Source organism: Glycocaulis alkaliphilus, assembly GCF_004000605.1.
Classification (GTDB): Bacteria; Pseudomonadota; Alphaproteobacteria; order Caulobacterales; family Maricaulaceae; genus Glycocaulis; species Glycocaulis alkaliphilus.
The window spans coordinates 928,500-953,014 of record NZ_CP018911.1 but is presented as its reverse complement, the minus strand read 5'-3'; the positions used below and the strand labels follow the sequence as shown (position 1 = coordinate 953,014).

Below are 24,515 nucleotides of genomic sequence, written 5' to 3'. Positions count from 1 at the left end.
CGCGCCCGGCACTGCCTGTCCCCGGCTTGATCGGGGATTGCCCGAAGCGACGCACGGATGTGCGGAGCATCAAATAAAAGAACCTGGGTTCCGGGTGTCGCTAACGCTCCCCCGGAATGACGATGTTGGAGAGGCGCTACCTCACATAAACAAGGTTGCCGGGTTTTCCAGATAGCCCTTGATCGCCTGCACCAGCAATGCCGCCTCATAGCCATCAACGATGCGGTGATCGAAGCTGGAGGAGAGGTTCATGATCTTCCTCGGCACCAGCCGTCCGCCATCATCATAACGCGGCAGGACCTGCATCTTGTTGACGCCGATAATCGCCGTCTCCGGCAGGTTGATGACGGGCGTGGAGACCAGCCCGCCAATCGCGCCCAGCGAGGTGATGGTGATGGTGGAGCCCGAAAGCTCCTCCTTGGTCGCCTTGCCGTCACGGCAGGCATCGGCAAGGCGCTTCACCTCATCAGCGATCTGCCAGATGTCCAGCGCCTCTGCATGACGGATCACCGGCACCATCAGCCCGTTGGGCGTGGCCGTGGCGATGCCGCAGTGGACGCCCTCATACTTGGTCAGCACCGACTCTTCGGTGTCGAAATGGGCGTTCGCCTGCGGAAATTGCGGCAAGGCGCGCGTCATCGCGGCGACGAGGAAGGGAATGAGGGTCAGCTTGGGCAGGCCGTCCTTGCGGGTCGCATTGAGGTGCGCGCGCAGATCTTCCAGCGCCGTCAGATCGATCTCGTCCACATAGGTGATGTGGGGGATGGTGCGTTTGGCGGCGGCCATGTTCTGCGCGATTTTGCGGCGCAGGCCGATGACTTTCTCTTCCTTTACGCCCGTGCGGGGCGCGCGTGACGGGCCGGAGGCCGAACCGCCAGCCTTCGACGCCAGACGCCCGCCAGAGGCGATGAAATCATCCATGTCCGCATGGGTGATACGCCCGGCCGGACCGGTGCCCGGCACGGCAGACAGATCAATATCAGCATCCAGAGCGCGCTGACGCACGGCGGGGCTAGCCATGGGCCGCTCGCCGGACGCGCGGGCGGGGGCCGCAGCAGCTTTCGGTGCCGGAGCAGCGGGCTTTGCCGGAGGCACCGCCTGCTTGCCGCCTGCCAGGTCTTCGCTCTTGTCTGCCGTCCGGTCCGGCCCTTCGGCCAGCGCCTTGCCCTTTTCCGGGTCGGCGGCAGGCTTCTTCTCTTCCTTCACTTCCGGCGCCGGCGCCGGCGCTTCTTCCTCGGTGGGAGGCGAGCCATCAATTTCGATGACGAGGATTTCGGTGCCTACGGGGAGCACGTCGCCAGGGCTCCCGACAATCTTCTTCACCACGCCATTGACCGCGCAGGGAATTTCCACCGTCGCCTTGTCGGTCATCACATCCAGGATGTGCTGGTCCTCAGTGACCTTGTCACCTTCCTTGATGTGCCATTCGACGATCTCGGCCTCGACCACGCCTTCGCCGACATCGGGGAGCTTGTACTTGTATTCGCTCATGCTCAGCGTGCCTCCGTGACCGTCTGCAGCGCGCGGATGAAGCGCGCCTGACCGGGGAAATAGGCCCATTCATGGGCATGGGGATAGGGTGTGTCCCAGCCCGTCAGGCGGAAGATCGGCGCTTCAAGCGCATAGAAGCATTCTTCCTGAATCTGGGCTGCCAGCTCCGCCCCGAAGCCCGATGTACGCGGCGCTTCATGGGCGACCACCACCCGGCCCGTCTTGTTCACCGAGGCCACGATGGTTTCGATGTCGTAAGGGGCAAGTGTCTTCAAATCGATGATTTCCGCGTCAATGCCCGCCTTTTCAGCCGCATTGACCGCCACATGGACCAGCGTGCCATAGGTGAGGACCGTGCAGGCTTCGCCCTCGCGCACGATTTCGGCCTTGCCCAGCTCCACGCGGTAATGGCCTTCGGGAACCTCGCCCTTGGGGTGCCTGGCCCAGCTGGACAGCGGGGCGTCCGGCACGCCATCAAACGGGCCATTATAAATGCGCTTGGGCTCAAAGAAGATGACCGGGTCATCGCCCTCGCTGGCCGCGATCAGCATGCCCTTGGCATCGTACGGGTTGGACGGCACCACTACTTTCACGCCCGGCACATGGGTGAAGAAGGCTTCAGGGCTCATGGAGTGCGTCTGGCCACCCCGGATACCGCCGCCCCAGGGCGAACGTACCACGACCGGCGACACGAACTCCCCGGCGGAGCGATAACGCAGGCGGCTCATCTCCGAGACGATCTGGTCAAAGGCCGGGAAGATATAGTCCGCGAACTGTATCTCCGCGATGGGTTTGAGGCCCTTCGCCGCCATGCCGATGGCCATGGCCGCAATCGCCGCCTCGTTGATCGGCGCGTCAAAAACGCGGTCGAGGCCATATTTCTTCTGCAGCCCTTGCGTGGCGCCGAAAACGCCGCCGAAATAGCCGGAATCCTCGCCGAAAATCACCGTCTCCGGGTGCTTGTCGAGCAGCACGTCCATGGCCGAGTTGAGGGCCTGCAGCATGTTCATCGCTGGCATGTCGCTAGACTCCCAAATCCTGCCGCTGACGGCGCAGGCGCCAGTCTTCGGTCGCGTAGACATCTTCAAAGATGGTGTGGGTCGGAGAGAGCGGGCCATCGTGCAGCGTGCCGTGGCTTTCCGCTTCCTTGTAGGACTTCACCACCAGCGCGGTCATCTGCTCTTCCAGCTTCGCGTGACGGTCCTCATCCCACTCGCCAAGGCCGATCAGATGGTTTTTCAGCCGCTCAATCGGATCGCCCAGCGGCCATTTCTCGAACTCGTTCTTCGGGCGGTAGCGGGCCGGATCGTCCGAGGTGGAGTGGGCGTCGGCGCGGTAGGTGAACAGCTCGATAAAGGTCGCCCCGCCGCCCTTGCGCGCACGGTCAGCAGCCCATTTCGTGGCGGCATAGATGGCCAGGAAATCATTGCCATCCACACGCAGCGAAGCCAGGCCATAGCCCAGCCCCTTGGAGGCGAAGGTCGCCGCATCGCCCTTGGCGATGCCCTCATAGGTGGAGATAGCCCACTGATTATTGACCACGTTCAGGATCACCGGCGCGCGATAGGTGGAGGCCAGCGTCATCGCCGCGTGGAAGTCCGGCGCGGCTGTCGTGCCGTCACCGATCCAGCTGGCGGCAATCGTGTCCTCGCCCTTATACGCGCAACCCATCGCATAGCCGACGGCTTGCGGGAACTGCGTGCCGAGATTGCCCGAGATGGAGAAGAAATTGCCCTCCGCCCAGGTGTAGTGGACGGGTAGCTGGCGGCCTTTGAGATTATCGCGGCTGTTGGAGATGCAGTGGCACATCATGTCCACGATATTGCGGCCGCGCGCGAACAGAATGCCCTGCTGGCGGTAGGACGGGAACACCATGTCGGACTTGTTCAGCGCCATCGCGCCGGCCACCGCCACCGCCTCTTCGCCCAGCGACTTCATGTAGAAGCTCATCTTGCCCTGGCGCTGAAGCTTGAGCATGCGCGCGTCATAGATGCGCGTCAGCACCATGTGGGAGAGGCCCTCGCGCAGCACTTCCGGTGACAGGCGTGGATCCCACTCGCCTACCGCCTGATGGTTGTGATCGAGTACACCGATCAGGCCGAAAGCCAGATCGGTCATCTTTACCGAAGCGGTCAGCGGATCGGGGCGTTTCGCCTCGCCCGCCTTTTGCAGGTCGAGATGGGAGAAGTCGGGCGCGTCGCCGGGCCGGAAGGGCGGGGCGGGCACATGGAAGCGTGACTGGCCGTTTGACATGAACTTTGTCCGTACCTTTTCGCCTTGTACCATAAGGGTTTTCGCGCATTTGCATGCGTCGGGGGCGGGTTAGCGGCACGCGGACGGTTTGTCTACATGCACCGCAGGTGCGAAGGGCATGCTGCAAGCGCGAAATATGCTGGTGCCACAAGGGTCTTCGCGCATATTTGCGCTATTTCTCTGATGTGAGAATTTTTTTCACTATTTCGCCGAGACACGCCTCCCAGCCAAAGGGGCGCGTACCGAACCCGGTCTCGAACCGGCTGGAATCCAGCCGGGAATTGGCCGGGCGCGGCGCTGGCGTGGGATATTCGGCTGTGGTGATCGGGATTACCGCCGGGCGGCGTTTCCAGTGCGGCGCGGCATGGTCAAAGATCGCATCGGCAAACCCGGCCCAGCTCGTCTGTCCGTCTCCCGCGAGATGATAGACCCCGCCATCGCTGCGCCGCTCTGCCATCGCTCTGGCTGCTACCAGGAGGCAGCGGGCCAGCTCAGGCGCGGCGGTCGGGCATCCGTGCTGATCGTCCACCACGCGCAGCTCGTCGCGCTCGGCACCGAGGCGCAGCATGGTCTTCAGGAAGTTGTGGCCGTGCGCGGAATATACCCATGCGGTACGCGCGATCAGGCTGCGGCCACCGCCATCAAGTACGGCATGCTCGCCTGCCAGCTTGGAGCGGCCATAGGCAGTTTGCGGAGCGGCAAGGTCGGTTTCCACGTAAGGGCCGGATTTACGTCCATCGAACACATAGTCGGTGGAGACATGGATGAAAGGCACGCCCCGCCCGGCACACAAGGCGGCCAGCCTGCCCGGTGTTTCGGCGTTGATGGTATGGGCCAGCGCCTCCTCGCTCTCGGCGCGGTCCACAGCCGTGTAGGCCGCGGCGTTGATGACCGCATCAGCAGGCAGGAGCTCTCCCAGCGCCGCGGCGCAGGCCAGAGGATCAGCGAAGTCCGCCACATCGCGGCCCAGCGCAGTCACCTCCCAGCCCTCCGCGGGCGCCTGGGCGATGAGCTCTGTGGCAAGCTGGCCGGTAAGGCCCAGGATGAGAAGGCGGGCCACCGCCTCTACCCGCCCTGCCACACGAAGGGCGAGGCAAAATCTCGCCAGAGCGGGGCAGCCGCGTCCTTCTCCGACAGGATCGCGCGCGCCGCTGGCAAGCCCCAGTCTATGGCGAGATCAGCATCGTTAAAGCGCACCGCCCCATCGCTCGCCTTGTCGTAATGGGCATCGACCTTGTACTGGACGTGGCACTCATCCTCCAGCGTCATGAAGCCGTGCAGGAAGCCAGCGGGCACGAAGAGCTGCAGGCCATTGTCCGCGCTCAGCTCCGCCTTGAAGTGCTGGCCGTAAGTGGGCGAGCCACGGCGCGCATCCACCGCCACATCCAACACCCGCCCCTGAGAGACCCGCACCAGCTTGGCCTGCGCAAAGGGCGGGGCCTGATAGTGCAGCCCCCTCACCGTCCCGGCCTTCACCGAGCGGGAATGATTGTCCTGTACGAAGGCGGTATGGATACCGATGGCGGCGAAGGCGCGCGCATTCCAGCTCTCGGTGAAATAGCCGCGCTCATCCTCCAACCGGCGGCTGCGCACCAGCTTCACGCCATCAAGGGCCTCTGCGACCAGTTCAACCATGAGCGGGTGCTACTCCATTGCCATCGCGCTCACCCATACAGGGCTGCGCCGTGCAGGGGCAAGGCGCGAGGCGTCGAAGAGGTCCCGGCGCTCGCTGTTCACATCCCTCTCTTCGTCATTCCAGAAAGCGCGTCAGCGCTTATCTGGAACCCAGTATTTGGAAAGGCTGGGTTCCGGCTCTGCGCTTCGCTCCGGCCGGAATGACGACGGAAGGCAGTGAAAAAGCAATCTGGGTCCCCCGTCGGGGCGGGGGGCCCCGGAGGAGAGGTCAGGGGTGAAGCTGGAGAAATGACGCAACCGGCTACACAACCGGGGTCTCCCGCACCGACGGGAGACCCAGCTTTTCTTGATGCGCAACGCCTCCGCGTTGCGATGTTCCGCGAAAAGTCGCGGGCGGCCTTTGGCCTTGCAGGCCGCAAAGCGGCCTGAAAAGCGCGAACGCGCATAAGATTTTAGTGATGCTCCGCACATCCGTGCGTCGCTCCTCGCATGAGCTCGGACGCCCGTTCGGGCTTGCGGACGGCATTCCGCCGTCCGAATAGGGCGACCGCGCGCCCGCGACTTTTCGCGGAACATCGCAGCCCGGATGGGCTGCGGAAACCAAGAGTGGTACGGGCGGCCGGAATCGAACCGGCAAGGCCTTGCGGCCGGCGGATTTTGAGTCCGCTGCGTCTACCAATTCCGCCACGCCCGCAGCCTGACTGGTAACGGGGTTCTAATAGGCGAGGCATGGCTTCACGTCGAGTGGGAATGGGCAGGCAGGGCCTGTGCTGGACGCAATGCGTCCGCCATGCCAAACAGCGCTTCGTTCCTTGTTCCAGCTTCTCCCGCCCCGAAGGCCGTTACCGATGGAAAACACGGCGCACGACACCGGCATGATCTCCCGTCTGGAGAGCATTGCAGCCGACGCTCCTGAAGACGGTCTGACGCTGGGCGAGCTGACAGAGCAGCTGGGCGAGCAGGCCTTCGGGGTGGTGCTGTTCGTACTGGCCGTACCGGTCTGCATGCCTTTCCTCTATGGCATCCCCCAGATTGTCGCCCTGCCCATGCTGGCCATCTGTGCGCAGCTGGCGATGGGGCGCGAAACCTTGTGGCTCCCCGGGCGCTTCGCGGCTCGGCGCCTGTCCAAGGCGGATCTGGTGAAAACCGCCCAAGGCGCAAAGAAATGGTTCGGCTGGATCGAGCATTTCGCCGCGCCGCGCCTGGCCTTTCTGTCCGGCGCGATAGCGCACCGGATTGCGGGCGCGATGTTCTGCCTGTTCTGCCTGTCGATACTGGTGCCGCTGCCCCTGACCAATTCCACGCCCGGCGTGGCGCTGGCGCTGGCCGCTCTTGGCCTCATCAATCGCGACGGGCTGCTGGTGCTGGCCGGCGTGATTATCGGAACGGGCTGGATCATCATCCTCTATGGCGGTCTGATCATCCTGGGCCCGGCCTTTATCGAGCTGCTGATCGATGTGCTCCGCCGGGCGCTTGATGAGGGCGTATGGGCGATTGTGCTGCTGGGTGTGCTCGGCCTTGTTGCACTGGCCGCCATCGTCATCTGGCGGCGCAGGCAGGCCCGCACAAAGCCCTGACCGCCCCTGCGTCAGTTCTGCCTCTCGCCCGCCCCCGTCAAAGCGCATAAGGTGACGCCATGAGCCTGTTTGCGCCCCTGCCCGCTCCGCTGCGCATCGCGCTGGAGCCGCGAAACTGGCCGCTGATCGCGGCGGGTGTTTCGCTTGCCTTGCTGGCGGGTGCCTTTGCGTTTGAATATATCGGCGGGCTGCTGCCCTGCCCGATGTGCGTGACCCAGCGCTGGGCGCATGCCGCCATCGCGGGCGCAGGCATCACGGTGTTTCTCGCGCTTCGCGCCCTGCCTCTACCAGATTTGTCAGCGCGCCTTGGCGTCGGGCTGGTCGGCGTGCTCAGCCTCGTCAGCGCGTGGCATGCTATCCACCACGTGCTGGTGGAGTACGAAATTCTGGACCTGCCGCCCTCATGCGCGGGCGTCTCCAGCGGGCCGGTCAGCCTTGCCCAGATGGAGGCGCTGTTCGATAGCGCGCGCACCATCCCGCAATGCAATGAGGTGGTGTGGTCGCTGTTCGGTGTATCCATGGCGGGGTGGAACGCGCTTCTATCGCTTGGCCTTGCCGCAATCTCGTTTCTTGTCCTGATCAACGCCATGAGGAGGCCCCGCTAATGGCCATCCGCCGCCCCGGCCCCGCCCGTAATGCAGACACCATCGCCCGGATGATCCGTATCGACCATGCAGGCGAGTATGGCGCCGTCCACATCTATCGCGGCCAGCGCGCCGTGTTCGGCCGCCTTCCCTCCAAGACCCGCATTGCGCGCCAGCTGGAACATATGGAAGCCGACGAGCAGGCCCATCTCGATGCCTTTGATCGCTATATCGCCGAGCGCGGCGTGCGCCCGACAGCGCTCAGCCCGGTCTGGCGGCTCGCGGGTTTCGGTCTTGGCATGGCCACCGCCCTGATGGGCGAGAAGGCCGCTCATGCCTGCACCGAGGCGGTCGAAAGCGTGATCGAGGGCCATTATGGCGAGCAGGTCAAAGAGCTCGAAGCCATGGGCGAGACAGAACTGGCTGCGGACTTTGCCCGCTACCAGGAAGAAGAAGTCGCCCACAAGAATCTCGCCGTGGATGAAGGCGCACACGATGCGCCGGGCTATCCCTTGCTGTCCGCGCTGATCAAGACCGGCTGCCGTATCGCCATCAAGGTGACAGAGCGGATCTGATCGTTTCCAGCGCAGCAATACTGAGCAGCCATACGGCATGATTATGCCGCTCACCCGATTGCCTACATTTCCGGTCAACGTTCAAGGGCTCAACAAGGAGGTCTTGCCATGATCGTGAAACGCGAATTTTCCAGCCTTGGCGGCTTTTCCAACACCTGGCTCAACGCCCGCCACCATTTCAGCTTCGGCCAGTATTATGATCCCAACCGGATGGGCTGGGGTGCCTTGCGGGTCTGGAATGACGATGCCATCCGGGCCGGTACGGGCTTTGACCCGCATCCCCATTCGGACATGGAGATCATCACCTATGTGCGTGACGGGGCCGTCACCCATATGGACAGCCTTGGCAATCAGGGCCGCACCGTCGCCGGTGATGTGCAGGTGATGAGCGCTGGCTCCGGCATCCGTCACGCGGAATATAACCGCGAGGACGAGACCACCCGCATCTTCCAGATCTGGATCATGCCCGATCAGCGCGGCGGTGAGCCGTATTGGAATGCGCGCGAGTTTCCGAAAGACAACCGCTCGGGCGAGCTGGTGGTTCTCGCCTCCGGCATTGAAGGCGACACCGATGCCCTGCCGATCCGGGCCAATGCCCGCGTGCTCGGCGCTACGGTGAAAGCCGGTACGAGCATCGAGTACAAGCTGGCAGCAGGCCGTCACGCCTATCTCGTCCCTGCTACCGGGAAGGTAGAGGTCAATGGCGTATCCCTCGACGCGCGAGACGGCGCGGCGATCAAGGATGAGCCGGTCATCACCATCACCGCACTGGAGGAATCCGAAGTCGTGATGGTGGATAGTTTGTAGTTCGCATACCCAAGCGTCGTTCCCGCGGAGGCGGGTTCTGTCCTCCCCCGTTTACGGGGGAGGTGGTCCGAAGGACCGGAGGGGGGGAGAGCTTGTTTTGGGTTCCCCCCCTCGCCGCTTCGCGGCACTCCCCCCGTAAACGGGGGGAGAAATCGCGAGCTGATTGGCACCTCCGGCATGCAGCGTCACTGACACAGCCCCCCTGTGCATTACACCATACTTCGCTAACCATTTGGGAGCAGGATCAGGGCTGACCAGTCCAAAGGATGCTCCATGCCCCGCTCCACAAGCTGCACGCCCCGCCTGCTGGTGCTCGTTGCAGGCCTTGGCCTTCTCATGCTGCCGGGATGTCTGGCGGCGGCAGCGACCGGCGCTGTCGTCGGGGCGGCCGGTGCCACTATTGGCGCTGCAGGCAGTGTTGCGGGGGGCGCGGTCGATGCCGTGACCACCAGCGATGAGGAAGAAGAGCGCAATCGCCGCCGCCGCGAGCGGGACTAGGCTTCAATCCCCCCTAATCCACCCCGATCCATTTATGGGTCTGGAGCGACAGGCTCCATTGGGGATGGGTTAGGCAGTATTCAAAGGCGGCTTTCGCGTTCTCCATCTGGTGCGGCCCGTCCATGGGCTGCAGGCGGAAGGCGCCGAAATCGAGATTTTCAAACAGGCCGGGCATGGCGTCTGCCTGCGGATAAACCAGTTTGAGTTCGTGACCGGAACGCTGTTTTAGCGGCGCGGTGGATTTCGGGCTGACACAGATCCAGTCGAGGCCTTCAGGTGCCTCGATAGTGCCATTGGTCTCCACCGCGATCTCGAAACCCGCAGCTTTCAGCGCAGCAATCGCCGCCTCATCCAGCTGCAAGAGCGGCTCACCGCCGGTACACACCACCAGCGGCTTCCCGCCGCCCGGCCAGTAGCTTTTTACATGGGCGGCAAGGCTTTCGGCACTGGCGAACTTGCCCCCGCCCGGACCATCTGTTCCGACAAAATCGGTATCACAGAACTGGCAGACGGCTTTTGCCCGGTCGCGCTCCAGACCGCTCCACAGATTACAGCCCGCAAAGCGCAGAAAGACGGCCACACGGCCCGCCTGCCCGCCTTCGCCCTGTACGGTGAGGAAGGTTTCCTTGACCGCATAGCTCATGCGCCTGCCCATTCCTTCCAGCCTGCTGCGCGCAGCTCGCAAGCCGGGCAGGTGCCACAGCCATAACCCCAGTCGTGGCGATGCTCCCGGTCGCCCATGTAACAGGTGTGGGAATGCTCCACGATCAGGTCGACAAGCGGTTTGCCTCCAAGACCGTCAGCCAGCTCCCAGGTCTCGCCCTTGGTCAGGAACATGAGCGGCGTATCGATCGTCACCGGCATGTCGAGGCCCAGCGACAAAGCGCGCTCCTGGGCTTTGAGCGTGTCTTCGCGGCAATCGGGATAGCCGGAATAATCGGTCTGGCACATGCCACCGACGAGCACGTCGAGGCCACGCCGCCAGGCATGGGCCGCCGCCATCACCAGAAACACCAGATTACGGCCCGGCACGAAGCTCGTCGGAAGGCCGCTTTCGCCCATCTCGATCACGCGTTCATAAGTGAGTGCGCTCTCGGCCAGCTGGCCATAGCCGGAAATGTCCACCAGCACATCGCCGCCAAGCTTTTCCGCCCAGGCCGGATCAAGCGCAGTCATCGCCTGACGCACGCGCACGCGCGCTTCCAGCTCCACCCGGTGACGCTGGCCATAGTCAAAGCCGATGGTTTCCACGCGGTCGTAATGGGTAAGCGCGTGTGCCAGACAGACAGCCGAATCCTGCCCGCCCGAAAACAGGACGAGTGCGCCTTTCGCGTCTTGTGCAGCCGGTTTGCTTGCCTGAACAGCCATGATCTAACCTCTATGCTACCTGCTATATCCGGGCAGACGGCCCCGACTGCAAGAGAGGCAGCCATGACGATGCACACCGATGAGGCTGCCGATAGTGTGGTTCTGCTTTACACCACCTGGCCGGATGGCGCCGCCGCAGAGGCTGCCGCCCGGACGCTGCTCGATGAAAGGCTGATCGCGTGCGCGAACATCTTCCCCGCCGGACGGTCTGTCTTCCGGTGGGATGGCGACGTGCAGGCCGAGGCCGAGACGGTAGCGTTCTTCAAAACGTCAAAGGCGCGCGCGGGAGCGGCCCGCACACGCCTGACTGAACTTCACCCTTATGACGAACCCTGCATCCTCGCTCTGCCGGCCGAGCCCGGTCTGAGCGCCGCTGGCTTCGTCCAGTGGGTCGCGTCGGAAACCCGCTAAGCCGTCCGGCGCAGATACGCGATGGCGGAGGGATCCTCGACCAGCGCCTCTTCAAGCGCCTGCAGAAGGGGCTCGGACGTTACCGGCGCGCGCACCAGCACCTCGCCTCCTGCACGCTGAACGGGAATCTGCAGGCCCGGCGCCAGACGGACAATTGGCGTCAGCGAAGCCGTGGACGCCAGCATGCGAATGTCCTGCATAGCGTCTTCCGGTTCGATACTGCCAAGGTTCAGCCCGAGGATGATCGCATCATAGGCAGACGCGCCCAGCCCCTCGATCATGTCGCTCACGCTGCTGGCGCAGCTCACCACACAGTTGAAGGATTTCAGATACCCCAAGAGGACGGCGCGCCGGGCCGGGTCGGCCTCACACACCAGCATGCGCAGCCGGCGGTTGGCAAAGGCCAGGCGCTCGTCGCCGGTACGGCCGGGGCGGCTGGCTGTGCGCACCGGCACCTCGAACCAGAATACTGAACCGGGATCACCTGGCGTGTAGCCCACCTCGCCGCCCATCAATGCAGCAATCCGCTTGGTAAGGTGCAGGGACAGCCCCGTACCGCCACCAGTCCCCGGCTTGGCAGCCTCCTCGGCGAATACATCAAACAGACCGGCGCGGTGAGCCTCGCCCACGCCGCGGCCCGTGTCACTGACCGCAATGCGCAGACAGCTGGTGCCGTCATTGCCGGGCTCGGACGTGCTGCAGCTGACATGCACCTCGCCGGACTCGGTGAAGCGGACAGCGTTCGCAATGAATATCTCGGCCATCTGCACCAGCCGGTCCTGATCGCCACGCAGATGCAGCTTTTCATCGATATTCAGATCAACCCGGAAATCCAGGCCTTTCGGCGCAGCACGCTGGGCGCCAAAGCGCTCCAGTCGGTCGCGCAGGCGTTCGGCGGGAAAATCATCAAGGCGCAGCTCAAAGCTGCCAGCCTCTATACGCGCCACATCCAGAATTTCTGACACCAGCTCGGCAAGCGTGTCGCCGGATTCCGCGATGCGCGCCACCATACGGCGGGCATCGGGAGTCAACGACACGTCCTGCAACATTTGCGTCTGGGCGAGAATGGAATTGAGGGGCGCGCCAAGCTCATGGCTCATATTGGCCAGCATGGCTGCCTTGTGACGCGCGGCGTCCTCGGCAGCGCCGGCAGCCGCTTCATGACGTTCCGCAAGACGGGCCAGCGCCTCGCGCTGCGCCTCGGCCTCGTTGCGGGCGTCTTCCAGAGCAGCATTGGCCTCAACCGTTTCGACCAGGCTCTTGCGATAGGTCGCGGCCAGACGCGTTGTAACGGTGAAGAACAGCAGGGCCATGCCCGCCAGCACGAAGCCGGTGACACTTGCAAATGAAGCATACCAGAGAGCGGCCAGCGACAGGCAGGGTACGTTATAGGCCAGTACGACGCGCGGCTCTGCCGCCGATGTCATGGCAGCACCCGCTGACATGCCCGAAATCATTACCGCTACTGCCAGCACGGCACCCATGGACGCATCGGCAGGCAACAGGAAGCCCGAAGCCCCCCAGAGCGCGCCGACAAAGCCGGTGCAGATCATGTAGCTGGTCATCTGGCCGGGCGTCGGGACCGAGCCGGACTTGCGCGCCCGGTTTATCGAGAGCAGCCGCAGCACGGAGGCGACAACCATCGCGCCTATCCACGCACCCAGCAGGGGCAGTGGCACTGACGTGTAGAGCATCACTCCAATGCCCGCAGCGCCGATGACATTCATCGGCACTGCCTGCTTGGCGCTGCTGGTTATCAGAAGACGCGCTGCTTCTCGTACGCGCTGCGCAGTCTCTCGCTCGCGCGCAATTGCGCGCGCCTCGGCAAACCCCATATCACACCCTCCAGCCGCTTTTTTCTGCGGTTCTGGCCCAAATATGCATCAAAGGCCGTTAAAACGGGGTGTGCAGCCTGTTAACCTCGCAGCGAGACTTCCTTCCGGAGCATTACCTTATGCGCAAGATCACGCCGCTAACCCTGATGGCTGCCGCCCTGCTGGCCGCCTGTTCGCCTGCCGGAAACGGTACTGACGGGCGGCCGGTTGCAGAGGTTCAAGGCGACCTGCATGTCGATCCCGCCGCCGAGGCCGAGCTTCTCAACTGGCGCGACCTCCTGCCTGACGGAGAGCTGGAAATGCTGCTGGCGCTCGAGGAAGGCACCGCGCCGCCTACCCTGATGAGCCAGTTCCAGACCCGCCGGGACGAACAGATCGGCACGTTCAACGTGGTGGAGGATCTCGACGGGCTCATCGTGCGCATGCCTGGCTACATCCTGCCGCTGGACTATGCCGAGCGCGGGCAGGCGCGCGAGTTTCTGTTCCTGCCCTATCACGGGGCCTGCATTCACTACCCCCCGCCCCCGCCGAACCAGATCGTCTATCTGCGCTCGGCAGAGCCGATCCGGTTCAGTCAGTTGTGGGACCCTGTCTGGGTGGAGGGGCGCATGGAGATACAACGCGTGGAAACAGACCTTGCGGATGCCGCCTACGCGATGGCCGTGCGGTCCGTGCGCCCCTATGACGGGTAGTTTCAGACCTAGTAGCTGACGCGAACCCCCGCCATGAACATGCGCGGCGCACCGGCAAAGGCGGCAGGTTGCTCGTAGACCGTGTCAAACGCGTTGGTCACAGTGACATAGGCGCTGAGCTGTTCGCTGAACCGCCACTGGCCCGAGACATTGACCAGTTCATAACCTGCCACCGGCGCGTTGCCGCTGACATAGAAGCCGTCATCATTATAGGTCACATCACGCCGCGAGCCGGTGCGCTGATAGCGCGCCGACAGGGACAGCGCCTCGACCGGCCGCCAGACGAGACCCGCCGACCAGGCATGGCGCGGACGGCGCAGAAGCGGCGTTCCCGTCACGGCATTGGTGGCCTCGACATAGGCATAGTCCACATCAAGCTGCAGGCTGGCCGTCAGATCGAGCGTGCCTGCGGCTTCGACGCCTGAAAGCTCTGCCCGGCCCACATTCTGGTTCGAGCCGGTAAAGGTGACAAAATCGAACACGTTCTCGATCAGGTTATCGATGTCAGTCTCGAAATAGCTCAGCGAGACACTGGCCTGACGGCCGCCTTCCAGCACAAAGCTGGCGCGCGCGCCCACTTCCCAGCTTTCAGCCTCTTCGGGCTGCAGATCCGGGTTAGGCGTGGTGAAGGCCGAGCTGACAAAGCGCTCTGACAAGGTCGGCGCCTTGAAAGCGGTGGCGTAGCGGGCGAAGAGCTGCAAAGGCGTTTGCGGAACACTCCACACAGCACCGAGCGACCAGGTGGTCTGCGTGCCAAATCCGTCGAAATCATCGACGCGCAGCGAGCCGGACAGATCAAGCATGTCCGCTGCCAGCGCCTGAATGTTGAGATAGGCACCCACATTGTTTTCCGAGCGCGAGAGCGGATTGTCCCACGCGGTAGCCGTGTTGATGGAGTCCCGTTCGGCCTGCACGCCGAACGCGACAACCGGCTCCAGCGCTGCAAACCCTTGCGGCTGCCAGGTATTCAGCCATTCCACGAAACTGCGGCGCGCGGCATAGGTGTCAGTGACAGCGCCTGAAGCACTGCTCTCGCGATCATTGCGCACCTCACCGAGACGCAACGCGCTGGTGAAGCGGGCGTCCGTGCTCTGCCAGCCAAGACCGGCCCGCCAGAGCGTCTGGTCATTGCGGGAAAGTTCAAGACCGGGATCATCCGCGCGCTGGGAGAAGCCCGGCCCGCCAGAGAAGGTGTCAAAATCACTCGTGGATTCCCGATGGCGCACGATCCCGGACAGGGTGAAGCCATTGCCGAAATCGTAGGCGGCGTTGGCCGTGATGGTGGTGATTTCCCCGCCATCACGTTCATTGCCGGACAGCGCCATGCGGGCGGGCGTCACGTTGAAGCCATCGCTCTGATAGCGCTCTGCGCTGAGGCCGTATTCGAGCGCGCCTGTGGTGCCGGACGCCCCCGCCAGCAGGCGGATCGTATTGAACGAGCCCGCCGACAGATCGAGATACGGCGAGAATTCACTATCCCCGCCCCGGCGCGGGACGAGATTGATGACGCCGCCAATCGCGTCCGACCCGTAAAGCGAGGAGAGCGGCCCGCGCGCGATCTCCACCCGGTCCAGATCACCCAGCGAATCCTGACCCGCATCAAACTGGCCCGAAGGGGTGGAAGCATCGTTCACGCGAATGCCGTCAAACAGGACCAGCGTGTGCTTAGAGTTGGTGCCGCGCGCGAAGATGGAACTTGTCGCCCCTATCCCGCCCGACTGAACGACGGAAAAGCCCGGATAACGCGACAGGGCGCTGACCAGATCGGTCAGGCCCTCCACCTCGATGGTATCACGGTCGAGCGTATCAACGCGCAGTGCCAGACGTTCGGCGGTCACCGGCACGCGCGTGCCGGTGACGGTGACGATGTCGGAAATATCGCCCGTCTCGCTGGCCAGAGCGGCCGATAGCGCAAGAATACTGACTGAAAACATGAGACTTTCTCCTGGTTGAAATCAGACCGGCGAGAAGCCCCCGTCCGGGGCCTCCCGGACGGCAAAAACATTGGCAAGAATGGTGGAACTCAGAGCGGTTGCGGGCGGGCCATCGGCAACGATGCGCCCTTCATCCAGCACAATGACGCGGGCCGCATGGCGGCGCGCCATCGCCAGATCATGCAAGGCGAGAATGATGGCGGTGCCGCTTGCCGCTTCTGCCCGCAGCAGCGCCATGACATCCAGCTGGTGGCGCGGATCGAGCGCGTTTAGCGGCTCGTCGAGCAGCAGCAAGGGCGCACCGCCTGCAAGCGTACGGGCCAGATGGATGCGCGCTTTCTCGCCGCCCGACAGCGTATCGACCGGGCGGTGTGCAAAGCCGGAGGCGCCGCACCGTTCAATCGCTGCATTGACGCTTTCGCGGGCGGCATCAGGCAGGCGCTCATAGGGCCGCCCCTCATGGGCAAACCGGCCCAGCGCGGCAATGTCCACGCCGCGCATGGCCCAGGCCGCACCGCGCTCCTGGGCCAGCCAGGCCATGTGGGCGGCACGCGCGCGCGCGCTCATCGCGGACGCATCCCGCCCGCCAAGGCGCACTTCGCCCGTCCGGGCCGGAAGGATCCCGGCGGCAAGTTTCAGCAGGGTGGACTTGCCGGCGCCATTGGGTCCGACAAGGCAGATGAGCTCTCCCGGCTGCACGCAGAAGGTCACGTCACTCAGCACGGTGCGCGCGTCGTGGCCCGCACTGGCCGCGATGATGGCAAGACGTGTGCTCATTGGCCCATCCCCCGCGCCCGCGCCGCAATCCAGATGAAAGCCGGCGCACCGATGAGCGCGGCCGTGACGCCAAGCTTCATCTCCATCGCGAACGGCAGCACGCGAACCGCCATGTCTGCCAGCACCAGCACCGTCCCCGCCAGCAGGGCGGATGGCAGCAACAGATCACCGGGATCATGGCGCACGAAGGGCCGCACCACATGCGGCGCGACAATGCCGACAAAACCGATAATCCCGGCAATGGCGACGCTGGCACCCGTCAGCAGCGCGCTGCCAATGATGACGAGCAGGCGTATGCGCGGCACGTTCGCGCCCAGCCCGGACGCGCCTTCTTCACCCAGGCTCAGCGCGCGAAGGCCCGGCCCGGCCATGAAGACCAGTACGAGGCCAATCACCCAGAAGGGTGCGGCAAAGCCGATATCGGCCCAGGAACGGTTGGCAACTGATCCCAGAAGCCAGTTGATGAGGTCGGAGAGCGAAAACGGATTGGGCGCGAGATTCATAAGCAGCGCCATCAGTGCGCCTGCAAGGCTCGACAGGCCCACACCGACCAGGATCAGCCGCGTGGTCGAGACAGAGCTGGCACCGAGCACATAGAGCAGGACGGTCGTGCCCAGCGCCATGAAGATGGCAAGGCCCGGCATCGCCCAGACGCTCAAGGCCGCAAGGTTGAAATAGACCGCAATCACCGCGCCCAGCGCGGAGGCACCCGACACGCCCAGCACGCCGGGATCGGCCAGCGGGTTGCGCAAAAGCCCCTGCAGGGCGGCGCCAGCGAGGCCCAGCGCGGCGCCAACGCCAAAGGCTGCCAGAATGCGTGGCAGACGGATTTCCAGCACCAGAATGCGGGCCAGCTCACCCTCTGCACCGGACTGGCCAAGCGATGCGATGTCGGCCCAGCCATTGGCAGGGGCCAGAGCGGCCAGCACGGCAAGAAGCGCCATGCCCGCCATCACAAGATTGACCCTGATCAGCATCATGGCTGTTCCCCGCGCAATATGGGTTGTTGGCTTCTGGCAAATGTGTGGAGGCGTGCCGCCTCCTCGCCTGCGAGCCATGTCGTGCAGGCGATAACGCCGGTATCGAGCGCCAGCACAGGGCGGGCGCTAAGGGCACGGCGCATGACGGGGTGACGGCTGGCGCTCCAGCGGTCCACGCGGTCGGTGGCACTATTGGTAAAGCCGGTGACGAAGATGGCAGGCATCTGTGTTGCCACCGCTTCCAGCGGAAGGCTGGTCCAGCCCGTCTGGGCGCCGGCAGCGTTGCTCAGGCCCGCCGCGCTCAAGAGCGCATCAATGAACGTCCCCTGCCCTGCCGTGACGCCGCCGGGCGTGACGTAGAGAGCATCTGCGCCTGCACCGGGTGAGACACGATCCAATGCCCGGTCCATGTCAGCGAGCAGTATCCCGGCCTGCTCCTGACGGGCGAACGCCGCAGCGGCAGCACGCGTCTCGCGGCGGATGTCGTCGAAGTCCGAGATGTATCCGATCTGGTGAACCGGGATACCTAGCCGCTCGAACAGGGCGAGAATGCGCGGATCGCCGCCCCAGCTGCGCACTACCATGTCGGGCCGGTGAGCGAGTATGTCCTCGGCCAGCGGGCGCGCCTGCGGGAGGCCTTCGGCAATAGCGGCATGGGAGGAGAAATCTGCACGCGCATCAGGGGAAAGCGCCGCGATCTGGCTGCGGTCAGTCAGCCCCAGCACATACTGGTCAGCGCAGTAATCCAGCGAGACAATGCGCTGCGGCTGGGCCACAGCGCCGCTGGTGAGCAGCAGCCCCGCAATCGCCACAAGCAATACACGCACGCGCATGGCAAATGCCCCGCCCTGCCCATGCGGGACGGCGAACCGGCCCGCTACAAACGTTTCGGGCTGACGGAACTGCGCTACACGCCTCGCGAAGACCCGCGAAACGCCATGCGCAGGCCCGAACGGCCCGGCTGTTTGCCGCTATGACGGAGTAAATCCGTGTGCCGAAGGACTGGACCCGGTCCTGCACAAGCGACTGCGGTGGCAGGTCTCCTGACTTGCGGGTCAACGCCTTGTCTGATGCCGCCTTCCCGGGATCGCTCCCAGTGGCTCATGACATCAAGGCTCGCCGCCTACAGTTGCGGGCACAGTCCCGGACTTGGAGATAAATCCCCTGACCGGAGTTCCCTCTTAGCTTTCTCGCGAAAGCACCACCGGCGACAGGGGTAACCGCAATGTTGCGGATGCGTCAAGCGCGCTGACTTCAGCGCTTCCTGAACAGCACCCAAGCTGCAAATGCACGGCGGTCATTGGTGCTTGCGGCCATGAATCCTGCAATCGACGCTTCCGCGTCGGCCAGATGCTGCCGCACACCCGATTTGGCAAAGCGGGCGTCAGGATCATAATCGGCCTCGTGACGCAGCTCTTGTAAGGTGACAAACCGGCTTGCAAAATTTTGAATGTCAGCGGGAAACTTCGTCATTTCCGGGCGTTTGCAGGCAGTCTTCGCAATCCCATGTTCCAACGCCCGATAAGTCTGAGACCATGCCGGATTGGAGCGGGAGACTTTTGCCGTGCCAATCAGCAGATCGGCATTTGATCGCGCCAAACAGTGAAAGAGCGCGTAGTACGCCACGCTTACTGCGCGCCGGAGATCAGCCTGCGCGGGCTTGCTCTTGCCTGCCAGCAAGCGCCGCCCCGAAGCAATCAGATCAAGCGGCTTCAGAGCTGAGCCCCGCTGCCTCTGCTTTTGAGATAAAGCTTACGATTGGAAACGCATCGATCCCGCGATGAACCAGCGCATTGCGGACCGCACGCGGGATCATCATCGTCTTCTCCGAGGGGAGAACGCCGCCACCCTTGGGCATGTTGACAATAATATGTGTACGCAAGATCGGTTCATCGTCTGCATCGGCTTCCGGCCTCACATGAACATCAACAACCACAGCCGGGCCCAAGGCGTCGGTAGCAATTGCCTGTATCAAGGATTTGAGTTCGGCGTCCATCGTCTCTCCTTTCGGAGAGTCTAGCACACGAGCAGCACAGGCGCGACTATCAAGCGCGCTCACATCTCCTGGAAGGAGATGATGGCCGGGCCAAGAATGACGATGAACAGGACCGGAAGGAAGAACACGATCATCGGCACTGTCAGCTTGGCAGGCAGGGCAGCAGCTTTTTTCTCCGCCGACGCCATGCGCATATCGCGGTTTTCCTTGGCCATAACACGCAGCGCCTGACCCAAAGGTGTGCCGTAGCGCTCGGCCTGCACGAGCGCCGTCGACACCCCTTTTACGCCGGGATGGTTGGTGCGCATGGCAAGGTTTTCGTAGGCCTGCCGGCGATCCTGCAGATAAGCCAGTTCCGCCGTCGTCAGCGACAATTCCTCGGCCAGCTCGATCGAGCTGGTGCCAACCTCTGCGGCCACTTTCTGGAAGGCAGCCTCGATGGACATACCCGCTTCCACACAGATGAGCAGCAGATCCAGCGCATCGGGAAAGGCGCGCATGATGGAATCGCGCCGCTTCTGCGCCGCATTGGAGAGGTAGATGCCGGGCGCATAATAGCCCAGCAGGGTCATGCCCATCACAATGGCAAGACGCTGGATGGTCGGCAGGCCGAAATCGTTGAGCGCGAAGAGATAGGCCAGCGACAGGGCAAACAGGACAATCGGCGCGATCAGGCGGGCAAAATAGAAGGCAAAGACCGGGCCCTGCCCGCGCATACCTGCCTGAACCAGCTTGTTCTTGAGATTGGGGTCTTCCAGAAGGGTCTGGAGGTTAAGGCTCTCCACCACCTTGCGGAACAAGGAACGCGTATCCTTGCCGCGCAAGGCGCTGCCACGCGCCTCAAGTTCCAGCGCCTCGCGTGATTTGCGGCGCAGTTCCTCGCGCCGGTTGGCAACCGACTTGATGCGCTTGTCCAGCTTGTTGCCGCCCAGGGCCGGGCCCGACACGGTGATGACCGTGGCAAACACCAGAAAGAAGGCCAGCAGGCCAAACAGATTGGCTGGCGTCGTGATCCACTGGGCAAACTGGGTGACCATCGCGTACCGGCCTAGTGCTTGAAGTTGATCATGCCGCGCATGACAAAAATACCGATGCCCATCCACACCAGCCCGCCGAGCAGCATCATCTGCCCGAGCGGATGGGTGAACATCAGGCCCATATAGTCCGGTGCCACAATCATCACGATGCACAGCACGAGCGGAGGCAGCGCGCCGATGATCATGGCCGATGCCTTGGCCTCGGACGACAGAGCCTGAATCTTCTCGCCCATCAGCTTGCGGGCACGCAGCACGGCTGAAAGATTGCCCAGCGCTTCGGCCAGATTGCCGCCGGTTTTCGCCTGAATGACCAGCACGATGGCAAAGAAATTGAGTTCGGAGACGGGCATGCGCTGGGTCATGCGCCGCATACCCTCGTCAAGATCGACGCCGACCGCGATACCTTCATTGAGCTTTTCAAACTCGGTGCGGACCGGCTCGGGGCTTTCGCGCGCGATGATTTTCAGGCACTCGTTCAGTGGCAGGCCGGATTTGACACCACGCACCACGATATCGATGGCGTCGGCAAAATTGTTCACAAACTGCTTCTGGCGGCGGGCCACCAGAAACCCGACGATCCAGCGAGGCAGGCCCAGCCCGGCAACAAAGCCCGCGGACAGTGTTATGAGTACGTTCATGCCGGCTGCAAAGACCACAAACGCCGCCAGGACGCCGATTACGGCTGACGCAATCCAGAAATGTTGCGGTGTCCAGCTGACACCTGCCTGCTCCAGCTTCGCACGCAAGGTGAGAGCCCGTTTGCGCGCAGCCTTCTGGCGCTCTTCCAGCTCTTTCAGCGTTTCCTGCACCTGACGTTTTTTCTGCGCCGTCTGGTCGAGCGCACTGGTCTGGCGCCTGCCGGCCTGCAAGGGCGCGCCGACGGCAATCTGCACGCGCTGGGCCTGACGCTTGTTGCCGCCGCTGGTAAAGGCAATCCCGACGCCGGCCACGGCCACGAAGGCGGCGATGGCAGCGATGATGAAGGAGAGATCGCCCATGGCGCGTCAGGCCTCCGAGGCGTCGAGAGCGGCGGCCAGTTCGCGTTCCAGACCGAAATAGCGGGCCCGGTCCCAGAATTTCGGACGGGCGATGCCCGTCGAGACGTGACGGCCGGTGATATTGCCGTGTTCGTCCTCGCCTGTGATCTCGTAGACAAAGAGATCCTGGGTGACGATGACATCCCCCTCCATGCCGAGCACCTCGGTGATGTGGGTGATCTTGCGCGTCCCATCGCGCAGGCGCGCAGCCTGCACCACCACGTCAATCGAGCCGGAGATCATTTCCCGGATGGTCTTGGTCGGCAGGTTGTAGCCGCCCATCGTGATCATGGACTCGATGCGCGACAGCCCTTCACGCGGGGAGTTGGCGTGCAGCGTGCCCATGGAGCCGTCATGGCCGGTATTCATCGCCTGCAGCAGGTCAAAGGCTTCGGGACCGCGCACCTCGCCAACGATGATGCGTTCGGGGCGCATGCGCAGGCAGTTCTTGACCAGATCACGCATCGTGACCTGGCCCGTGCCCTCCAGATTGGGCGGACGGGTTTCAAGACGTACCACGTGCGGCTGCTGCAGCTGCAGCTCGGCGGCGTCTTCACAGGTGATGACGCGCTCTTCTTCCCCGATGAAGCCGGTCAGGCAGTTCAGCAGCGTCGTCTTGCCCGAGCCCGTACCGCCGGAGATGAGCACGTTGCAGCGCGATGCGCCGATGATCTGCAGCACCTTGGCGCCTTCGGGCGTGATCGATCCGAAATCGACCAGGTGCTGCATGGTCAGCTTGTCTTTCTTGAACTTCCGGATCGTCAGCGTGGGGCCATCAAGCGCCAGCGGCGGCGCGATGACGTTGACGCGCGAGCCATCGGCAAGGCGCGCATCGCAGATCGGCGAGCTTTCATCCACGCGCCGTCCCACCTGGGACACGATGCGCTGGCAGATATTCATCAGCTGGCCATTGTCGCGGAAGCGGATACCTGTCTTCTGGACGCGGCCATTGACCTCGATGAACACATCGCCCGCGCCATTGACCATGATGTCGGCAATATCGTCGCGTGCCAGAAGCGGCTCCAGCGGCCCGTAGCCCAGAACGTCATTGCAGATGTCCTGCAGCAGGTTTTCCTGCTCCGCGATCGACATAGCCACGTTCTTGATCGAGATGATCTCGGTGACGATGTCGCGGATTTCCTCCGCCGCCGTGGCGTTGTCGAGGCGAGCGAGCTGGCCAAGGTCAATCGTATCGATCAGCGCGTTGAAGATCGTCGTCTTGATCGCATAGTACTCGGCGGAGCGTTCCTGACCGACCTGTACGGCAGGGCGGGGCTTGGGTTTGCTGGCGGCCTGCGGCGCAGCGCTGGCGCGCGGCTGGGGCGCGGGTGCAGCGGGGCGCGGGCGTGGCTGGGCAGATGGCGCCGGGCGTGCGGCAGGCGCAGGCGCGGCGCTGGCAGGGGGCGCTGCCGGGGTGGGCTGTGGAGCGGTGGTGCGCTTGCCGAACATGCCTTGCCTGCTGCCTCTAACCTTTGCGCCCGAACAGTGATTTCAGGCCTGAACGCTGCTGGCGGACCGGCGCGGAGCTGCGCCCTGTAAGCTGGCTGGCCACATGGGCAAATCCGTCAGCCGCCTTCGATTTGGCGTCGACCTCTGCGATCATCTGGCCGTTATTGGCTGCCGCCCGAACAGCGCAGGCTCGAAGGGCAGCACCAGAAGGGGCGCGGTACCCAGTGCATCGGAGAAGTCCTTGAGCGGAATATCGGGCTTTTTCGGGCACCCGGCCATGTTGACGATGACCTTTGGCGGTTCGTCATTGGGCCGGTTCTGGCGCACCAGATCGAACAGATTCTTGGCGTTGCGCAGGCATGCCAGATCGGGCGTGACCGTGACCACCACCTGCTCTGCCGAGAGAAGCGTGCGGCGCACCCAGGGCGACCAGGCGTGCGGCAGGTCCAGCGCCACATAAGGCGCCTGACGGCGGACCTTTTCCAGCACGGTCTCGAACGCTTCGGAGCCAAAATCCCAGTCACTTTCCAGCGTTGCAGGCGCGGAAAAGAGGCTCAGGCGCTCGCCGCACTTGACCAGCAGGCGGTCGAGAAGCGCGTCGTCCAGCCGGTCCGGATCGGCCAGTGCATGGCCGATGGTCTGGGCCGGGTCCTGGTTGAAATCCAGCCCTGCAGTGCCAAAGCTGAGATCGAGATCGACCAGCACCGTGTCCATGTGCTGCAGCTCGCCCATGCACCAGGCGATGTTGTGCGCAATCGTGGACGAGCCAACCCCGCCCTTGGCACCGATAAAGGCAATCGAACGGCCCGCGAACGGGGCATCGGGATCCACAAACAGGCCGGAGATGGTGCGGATCAGGTGCAGCGGCGTCATCGGCGGCACGAGATACTCGCTCACGCCCCGGCGCATCAGCTCGCGGTAAAGCGCGATGTCGTTGGCCGCGCCGATAATGATGATACGCGTATCGCCGTCGCAGACCGAGGCCAGCTCGTCCAGCTGGGCAAAAAGCTGCGCCCCGCGCATGCCGGTCTCGATAATCAGCAGGTTCGGCGTGGATTCGTCATGAAAGCGCTCAATGGCGCCTGCCAGCCCGCCGAGCTCGACATTGACGTGAGCGCGTGCCAGCCGCCGGTCCGCGCCAGCGTTATGGATGAGCGCCCCGGTTTCCGGACGCTCGCAGAACGCCTCGATGGAGATACGCGGCACCGGCTGGATCACATCACCGGCATCAGCATCAACCTCGCCGTAGAGCCCCGGCGAGACAGCTGACAAGTCAGAGGCGCGCGCCTCGACGCGCGGGCGGCTGGGCGCGGGGTCTGCCTCGCTGATGAAATCAGGCGCAGTCCTGTTGGCCGCAGCCAGCTTTGCGCCAAACCCGGATGTTCCAGCCGGTTGCGGGACAGGCTGCAAGGGCTCGTCAAACGGGTCAGCGGCACCGGCGATCTCGCCGCGCAGGCGCGCCTCAACCGTGGCGGCATCCAGAAACGGGTCTGACGGCGTGGAAAAGTCGTCGCCCAGGAATTCATCCCCGGCATCGAACCCGTCATCTTCGTATGGTCTGGCCTGTGTCATCGTATGT

26 protein-coding genes, 1 tRNA gene and 1 riboswitch are annotated in these 24,515 nt (G+C 63.7%); of the genes, 7 read left to right on the top strand and 20 right to left on the bottom strand.

What is annotated here, in order from left to right:
- Positions 1 to 141 precede the first annotated feature (141 nt).
- The 6 genes from X907_RS04605 to X907_RS04580 all read right to left on the bottom strand — a co-directional run bounded on the left by X907_RS04605 (position 142) and on the right by X907_RS04580 (position 6,073).
- Entirely contained in the window at positions 142 to 1,491 is a 1,350-nt protein-coding gene (locus tag X907_RS04605; protein WP_127565854.1) for a dihydrolipoamide acetyltransferase family protein, read from the bottom strand.
- 2 nt (positions 1,492 to 1,493) lie between these two features.
- Positions 1,494 to 2,510, bottom strand: coding sequence for an alpha-ketoacid dehydrogenase subunit beta (locus X907_RS04600; protein ID WP_179951440.1), 1,017 nt, complete (start codon positions 2,508 to 2,510; stop codon positions 1,494 to 1,496).
- 4 nt (positions 2,511 to 2,514) lie between these two features.
- Positions 2,515 to 3,744, bottom strand: a complete 1,230-nt coding sequence (locus tag X907_RS04595) for a thiamine pyrophosphate-dependent enzyme (protein WP_127565853.1) — start codon at positions 3,742 to 3,744, stop codon at positions 2,515 to 2,517.
- 172 nt (positions 3,745 to 3,916) lie between these two features.
- Complete coding sequence (rfbD, locus tag X907_RS04590; RefSeq protein WP_127565852.1) at positions 3,917 to 4,804, bottom strand: dTDP-4-dehydrorhamnose reductase; 888 nt, start codon at positions 4,802 to 4,804, stop codon at positions 3,917 to 3,919.
- Positions 4,805 to 4,809: 5 nt separating this feature from the next.
- Positions 4,810 to 5,379: a dTDP-4-dehydrorhamnose 3,5-epimerase gene (gene rfbC, locus X907_RS04585; protein ID WP_127565851.1), complete on the bottom strand. Its 570-nt coding sequence runs from the start codon at positions 5,377 to 5,379 to the stop codon at positions 4,810 to 4,812.
- 607 nt (positions 5,380 to 5,986) lie between these two features.
- Positions 5,987 to 6,073 (bottom strand) — tRNA-Leu (locus tag X907_RS04580).
- A 154-nt stretch (positions 6,074 to 6,227) separates the two neighbouring features.
- On the opposite strand from X907_RS04580, the gene X907_RS04575 reads away from it, so the two are divergent.
- The 5 genes from X907_RS04575 to X907_RS04555 all read left to right on the top strand — a co-directional run bounded on the left by X907_RS04575 (position 6,228) and on the right by X907_RS04555 (position 9,420).
- The gene (locus X907_RS04575) at positions 6,228 to 6,956 is read left to right on the top strand and encodes an exopolysaccharide biosynthesis protein (protein WP_127565850.1); all 729 of its coding nucleotides are present in this window, start codon (positions 6,228 to 6,230) and stop codon (positions 6,954 to 6,956) included.
- Between the two features lie 59 nt (positions 6,957 to 7,015).
- Positions 7,016 to 7,561, top strand: a complete 546-nt coding sequence (locus X907_RS04570) for a disulfide bond formation protein B (protein ID WP_127565849.1) — start codon at positions 7,016 to 7,018, stop codon at positions 7,559 to 7,561.
- A complete protein-coding gene (locus X907_RS04565; RefSeq protein ID WP_127565848.1) occupies positions 7,561 to 8,115 on the top strand; it encodes a demethoxyubiquinone hydroxylase family protein in 555 nt (184 codons plus the stop codon). Before X907_RS04570 ends, X907_RS04565 begins: the two co-directional genes overlap by 1 nt.
- A gap of 108 nt (positions 8,116 to 8,223) precedes the next feature.
- On the top strand, positions 8,224 to 8,922 hold the full coding sequence (locus X907_RS04560) for a pirin family protein (RefSeq protein ID WP_127565847.1): 699 nt from the start codon (positions 8,224 to 8,226) through the stop codon (positions 8,920 to 8,922).
- Positions 8,923 to 9,195: 273 nt separating this feature from the next.
- Entirely contained in the window at positions 9,196 to 9,420 is a 225-nt protein-coding gene (locus tag X907_RS04555) for a hypothetical protein (protein ID WP_127565846.1), read from the top strand.
- Between the two features lie 13 nt (positions 9,421 to 9,433).
- On the opposite strand, the gene queE is transcribed toward X907_RS04555, so the two are convergent.
- Both queE and queC read right to left on the bottom strand, forming a co-directional pair.
- Entirely contained in the window at positions 9,434 to 10,063 is a 630-nt protein-coding gene (queE, locus tag X907_RS04550; protein ID WP_127565845.1) for a 7-carboxy-7-deazaguanine synthase, read from the bottom strand.
- Positions 10,060 to 10,788 (bottom strand): 7-cyano-7-deazaguanine synthase QueC, encoded by a 729-nt coding sequence (gene queC / locus X907_RS04545; RefSeq protein WP_127565844.1) that lies wholly within the window; start codon positions 10,786 to 10,788, stop codon positions 10,060 to 10,062. Before queC ends, queE begins: the two co-directional genes overlap by 4 nt.
- A 63-nt stretch (positions 10,789 to 10,851) precedes the next feature.
- On the opposite strand from queC, the gene cutA reads away from it, so the two are divergent.
- A complete protein-coding gene (gene cutA, locus X907_RS04540; RefSeq protein ID WP_233352523.1) occupies positions 10,852 to 11,199 on the top strand; it encodes a divalent-cation tolerance protein CutA in 348 nt (115 codons plus the stop codon).
- Here cutA and X907_RS04535 read toward each other — a convergent pair.
- Complete coding sequence (locus tag X907_RS04535; protein WP_127565843.1) at positions 11,196 to 13,034, bottom strand: ATP-binding response regulator; 1,839 nt, start codon at positions 13,032 to 13,034, stop codon at positions 11,196 to 11,198. The two genes, cutA and X907_RS04535, sit on opposite strands and share 4 nt — an antisense overlap.
- A 119-nt stretch (positions 13,035 to 13,153) precedes the next feature.
- Between X907_RS04535 and X907_RS04530 the strand changes: the two genes are divergently transcribed.
- Positions 13,154 to 13,726, top strand: coding sequence for a DUF3299 domain-containing protein (locus X907_RS04530; RefSeq protein WP_127565842.1), 573 nt, complete (start codon positions 13,154 to 13,156; stop codon positions 13,724 to 13,726).
- An 8-nt stretch (positions 13,727 to 13,734) separates the two neighbouring features.
- Here X907_RS04530 and X907_RS04525 read toward each other — a convergent pair whose 3' ends face one another.
- The 11 genes from X907_RS04525 to X907_RS04480 all read right to left on the bottom strand — a co-directional run bounded on the left by X907_RS04525 (position 13,735) and on the right by X907_RS04480 (position 24,508).
- Entirely contained in the window at positions 13,735 to 15,660 is a 1,926-nt protein-coding gene (locus tag X907_RS04525) for a TonB-dependent receptor domain-containing protein (protein WP_127565841.1), read from the bottom strand.
- A 21-nt stretch (positions 15,661 to 15,681) separates the two neighbouring features.
- Positions 15,682 to 16,437: an ABC transporter ATP-binding protein gene (locus X907_RS04520; RefSeq protein WP_127565840.1), complete on the bottom strand. Its 756-nt coding sequence runs from the start codon at positions 16,435 to 16,437 to the stop codon at positions 15,682 to 15,684.
- Positions 16,434 to 17,417: a FecCD family ABC transporter permease gene (locus X907_RS04515; RefSeq protein ID WP_233352522.1), complete on the bottom strand. Its 984-nt coding sequence runs from the start codon at positions 17,415 to 17,417 to the stop codon at positions 16,434 to 16,436. Before X907_RS04515 ends, X907_RS04520 begins: the two co-directional genes overlap by 4 nt.
- Positions 17,414 to 18,250, bottom strand: a complete 837-nt coding sequence (locus tag X907_RS04510; protein WP_127565839.1) for an ABC transporter substrate-binding protein — start codon at positions 18,248 to 18,250, stop codon at positions 17,414 to 17,416. Before X907_RS04510 ends, X907_RS04515 begins: the two co-directional genes overlap by 4 nt.
- 183 nt (positions 18,251 to 18,433) lie before the next feature.
- Positions 18,434 to 18,638, bottom strand: a riboswitch (cobalamin riboswitch).
- A gap of 33 nt (positions 18,639 to 18,671) precedes the next feature.
- Positions 18,672 to 19,097, bottom strand: a complete 426-nt coding sequence (locus X907_RS04505; protein WP_127565838.1) for a hypothetical protein — start codon at positions 19,095 to 19,097, stop codon at positions 18,672 to 18,674.
- A 22-nt stretch (positions 19,098 to 19,119) separates the two neighbouring features.
- Positions 19,120 to 19,413: a hypothetical protein gene (locus X907_RS04500; RefSeq protein ID WP_127565837.1), complete on the bottom strand. Its 294-nt coding sequence runs from the start codon at positions 19,411 to 19,413 to the stop codon at positions 19,120 to 19,122.
- Positions 19,414 to 19,472: 59 nt separating this feature from the next.
- On the bottom strand, positions 19,473 to 20,450 hold the full coding sequence (locus X907_RS04495; RefSeq protein ID WP_127565836.1) for a type II secretion system F family protein: 978 nt from the start codon (positions 20,448 to 20,450) through the stop codon (positions 19,473 to 19,475).
- A gap of 11 nt (positions 20,451 to 20,461) precedes the next feature.
- A complete protein-coding gene (locus X907_RS04490; protein ID WP_127565835.1) occupies positions 20,462 to 21,448 on the bottom strand; it encodes a type II secretion system F family protein in 987 nt (328 codons plus the stop codon).
- A gap of 6 nt (positions 21,449 to 21,454) precedes the next feature.
- Entirely contained in the window at positions 21,455 to 22,936 is a 1,482-nt protein-coding gene (locus tag X907_RS04485; RefSeq protein ID WP_127565834.1) for a CpaF family protein, read from the bottom strand.
- Positions 22,937 to 22,952: 16 nt separating this feature from the next.
- Entirely contained in the window at positions 22,953 to 23,090 is a 138-nt protein-coding gene (locus X907_RS14545) for a hypothetical protein (RefSeq protein ID WP_233352521.1), read from the bottom strand.
- Positions 23,087 to 24,508: an AAA family ATPase gene (locus X907_RS04480; RefSeq protein WP_233352520.1), complete on the bottom strand. Its 1,422-nt coding sequence runs from the start codon at positions 24,506 to 24,508 to the stop codon at positions 23,087 to 23,089. Before X907_RS04480 ends, X907_RS14545 begins: the two co-directional genes overlap by 4 nt.
- Positions 24,509 to 24,515 lie beyond the last annotated feature (7 nt).

Bases quoted from the DNA above. Each gene is read 5' to 3' on its own strand.
- X907_RS04605 (WP_127565854.1), bottom strand. From the start codon at position 1,491: ATGAGCGAATACAAGTACAAGCTCCCCGATGTCGGCGAAGGCGTGGTC.
- X907_RS04600 (WP_179951440.1), bottom strand. From the start codon at position 2,510: ATGCCAGCGATGAACATGCTGCAGGCCCTCAACTCGGCCATGGACGTG.
- X907_RS04595 (WP_127565853.1), bottom strand. From the start codon at position 3,744: ATGTCAAACGGCCAGTCACGCTTCCATGTGCCCGCCCCGCCCTTCCGG.
- rfbC (WP_127565851.1), bottom strand. From the start codon at position 5,379: ATGGTTGAACTGGTCGCAGAGGCCCTTGATGGCGTGAAGCTGGTGCGC.
- X907_RS04575 (WP_127565850.1), top strand. From the start codon at position 6,228: ATGGAAAACACGGCGCACGACACCGGCATGATCTCCCGTCTGGAGAGC.
- X907_RS04570 (WP_127565849.1), top strand. From the start codon at position 7,016: ATGAGCCTGTTTGCGCCCCTGCCCGCTCCGCTGCGCATCGCGCTGGAG.
- X907_RS04565 (WP_127565848.1), top strand. From the start codon at position 7,561: ATGGCCATCCGCCGCCCCGGCCCCGCCCGTAATGCAGACACCATCGCC.
- X907_RS04560 (WP_127565847.1), top strand. From the start codon at position 8,224: ATGATCGTGAAACGCGAATTTTCCAGCCTTGGCGGCTTTTCCAACACC.
- X907_RS04555 (WP_127565846.1), top strand. From the start codon at position 9,196: ATGCCCCGCTCCACAAGCTGCACGCCCCGCCTGCTGGTGCTCGTTGCA.
- queE (WP_127565845.1), bottom strand. From the start codon at position 10,063: ATGAGCTATGCGGTCAAGGAAACCTTCCTCACCGTACAGGGCGAAGGC.
- queC (WP_127565844.1), bottom strand. From the start codon at position 10,788: ATGGCTGTTCAGGCAAGCAAACCGGCTGCACAAGACGCGAAAGGCGCA.
- cutA (WP_233352523.1), top strand. From the start codon at position 10,852: ATGACGATGCACACCGATGAGGCTGCCGATAGTGTGGTTCTGCTTTAC.
- X907_RS04535 (WP_127565843.1), bottom strand. From the start codon at position 13,034: ATGGGGTTTGCCGAGGCGCGCGCAATTGCGCGCGAGCGAGAGACTGCG.
- X907_RS04530 (WP_127565842.1), top strand. From the start codon at position 13,154: ATGCGCAAGATCACGCCGCTAACCCTGATGGCTGCCGCCCTGCTGGCC.
- X907_RS04525 (WP_127565841.1), bottom strand. From the start codon at position 15,660: ATGTTTTCAGTCAGTATTCTTGCGCTATCGGCCGCTCTGGCCAGCGAG.
- X907_RS04520 (WP_127565840.1), bottom strand. From the start codon at position 16,437: ATGAGCACACGTCTTGCCATCATCGCGGCCAGTGCGGGCCACGACGCG.
- X907_RS04515 (WP_233352522.1), bottom strand. From the start codon at position 17,417: ATGATGCTGATCAGGGTCAATCTTGTGATGGCGGGCATGGCGCTTCTT.
- X907_RS04510 (WP_127565839.1), bottom strand. From the start codon at position 18,250: ATGCGCGTGCGTGTATTGCTTGTGGCGATTGCGGGGCTGCTGCTCACC.
- X907_RS04500 (WP_127565837.1), bottom strand. From the start codon at position 19,413: ATGGACGCCGAACTCAAATCCTTGATACAGGCAATTGCTACCGACGCC.
- X907_RS04495 (WP_127565836.1), bottom strand. From the start codon at position 20,450: ATGGTCACCCAGTTTGCCCAGTGGATCACGACGCCAGCCAATCTGTTT.
- X907_RS04490 (WP_127565835.1), bottom strand. From the start codon at position 21,448: ATGGGCGATCTCTCCTTCATCATCGCTGCCATCGCCGCCTTCGTGGCC.
- X907_RS04485 (WP_127565834.1), bottom strand. From the start codon at position 22,936: ATGTTCGGCAAGCGCACCACCGCTCCACAGCCCACCCCGGCAGCGCCC.
- X907_RS14545 (WP_233352521.1), bottom strand. From the start codon at position 23,090: ATGATCGCAGAGGTCGACGCCAAATCGAAGGCGGCTGACGGATTTGCC.
- X907_RS04480 (WP_233352520.1), bottom strand. From the start codon at position 24,508: ATGACACAGGCCAGACCATACGAAGATGACGGGTTCGATGCCGGGGAT.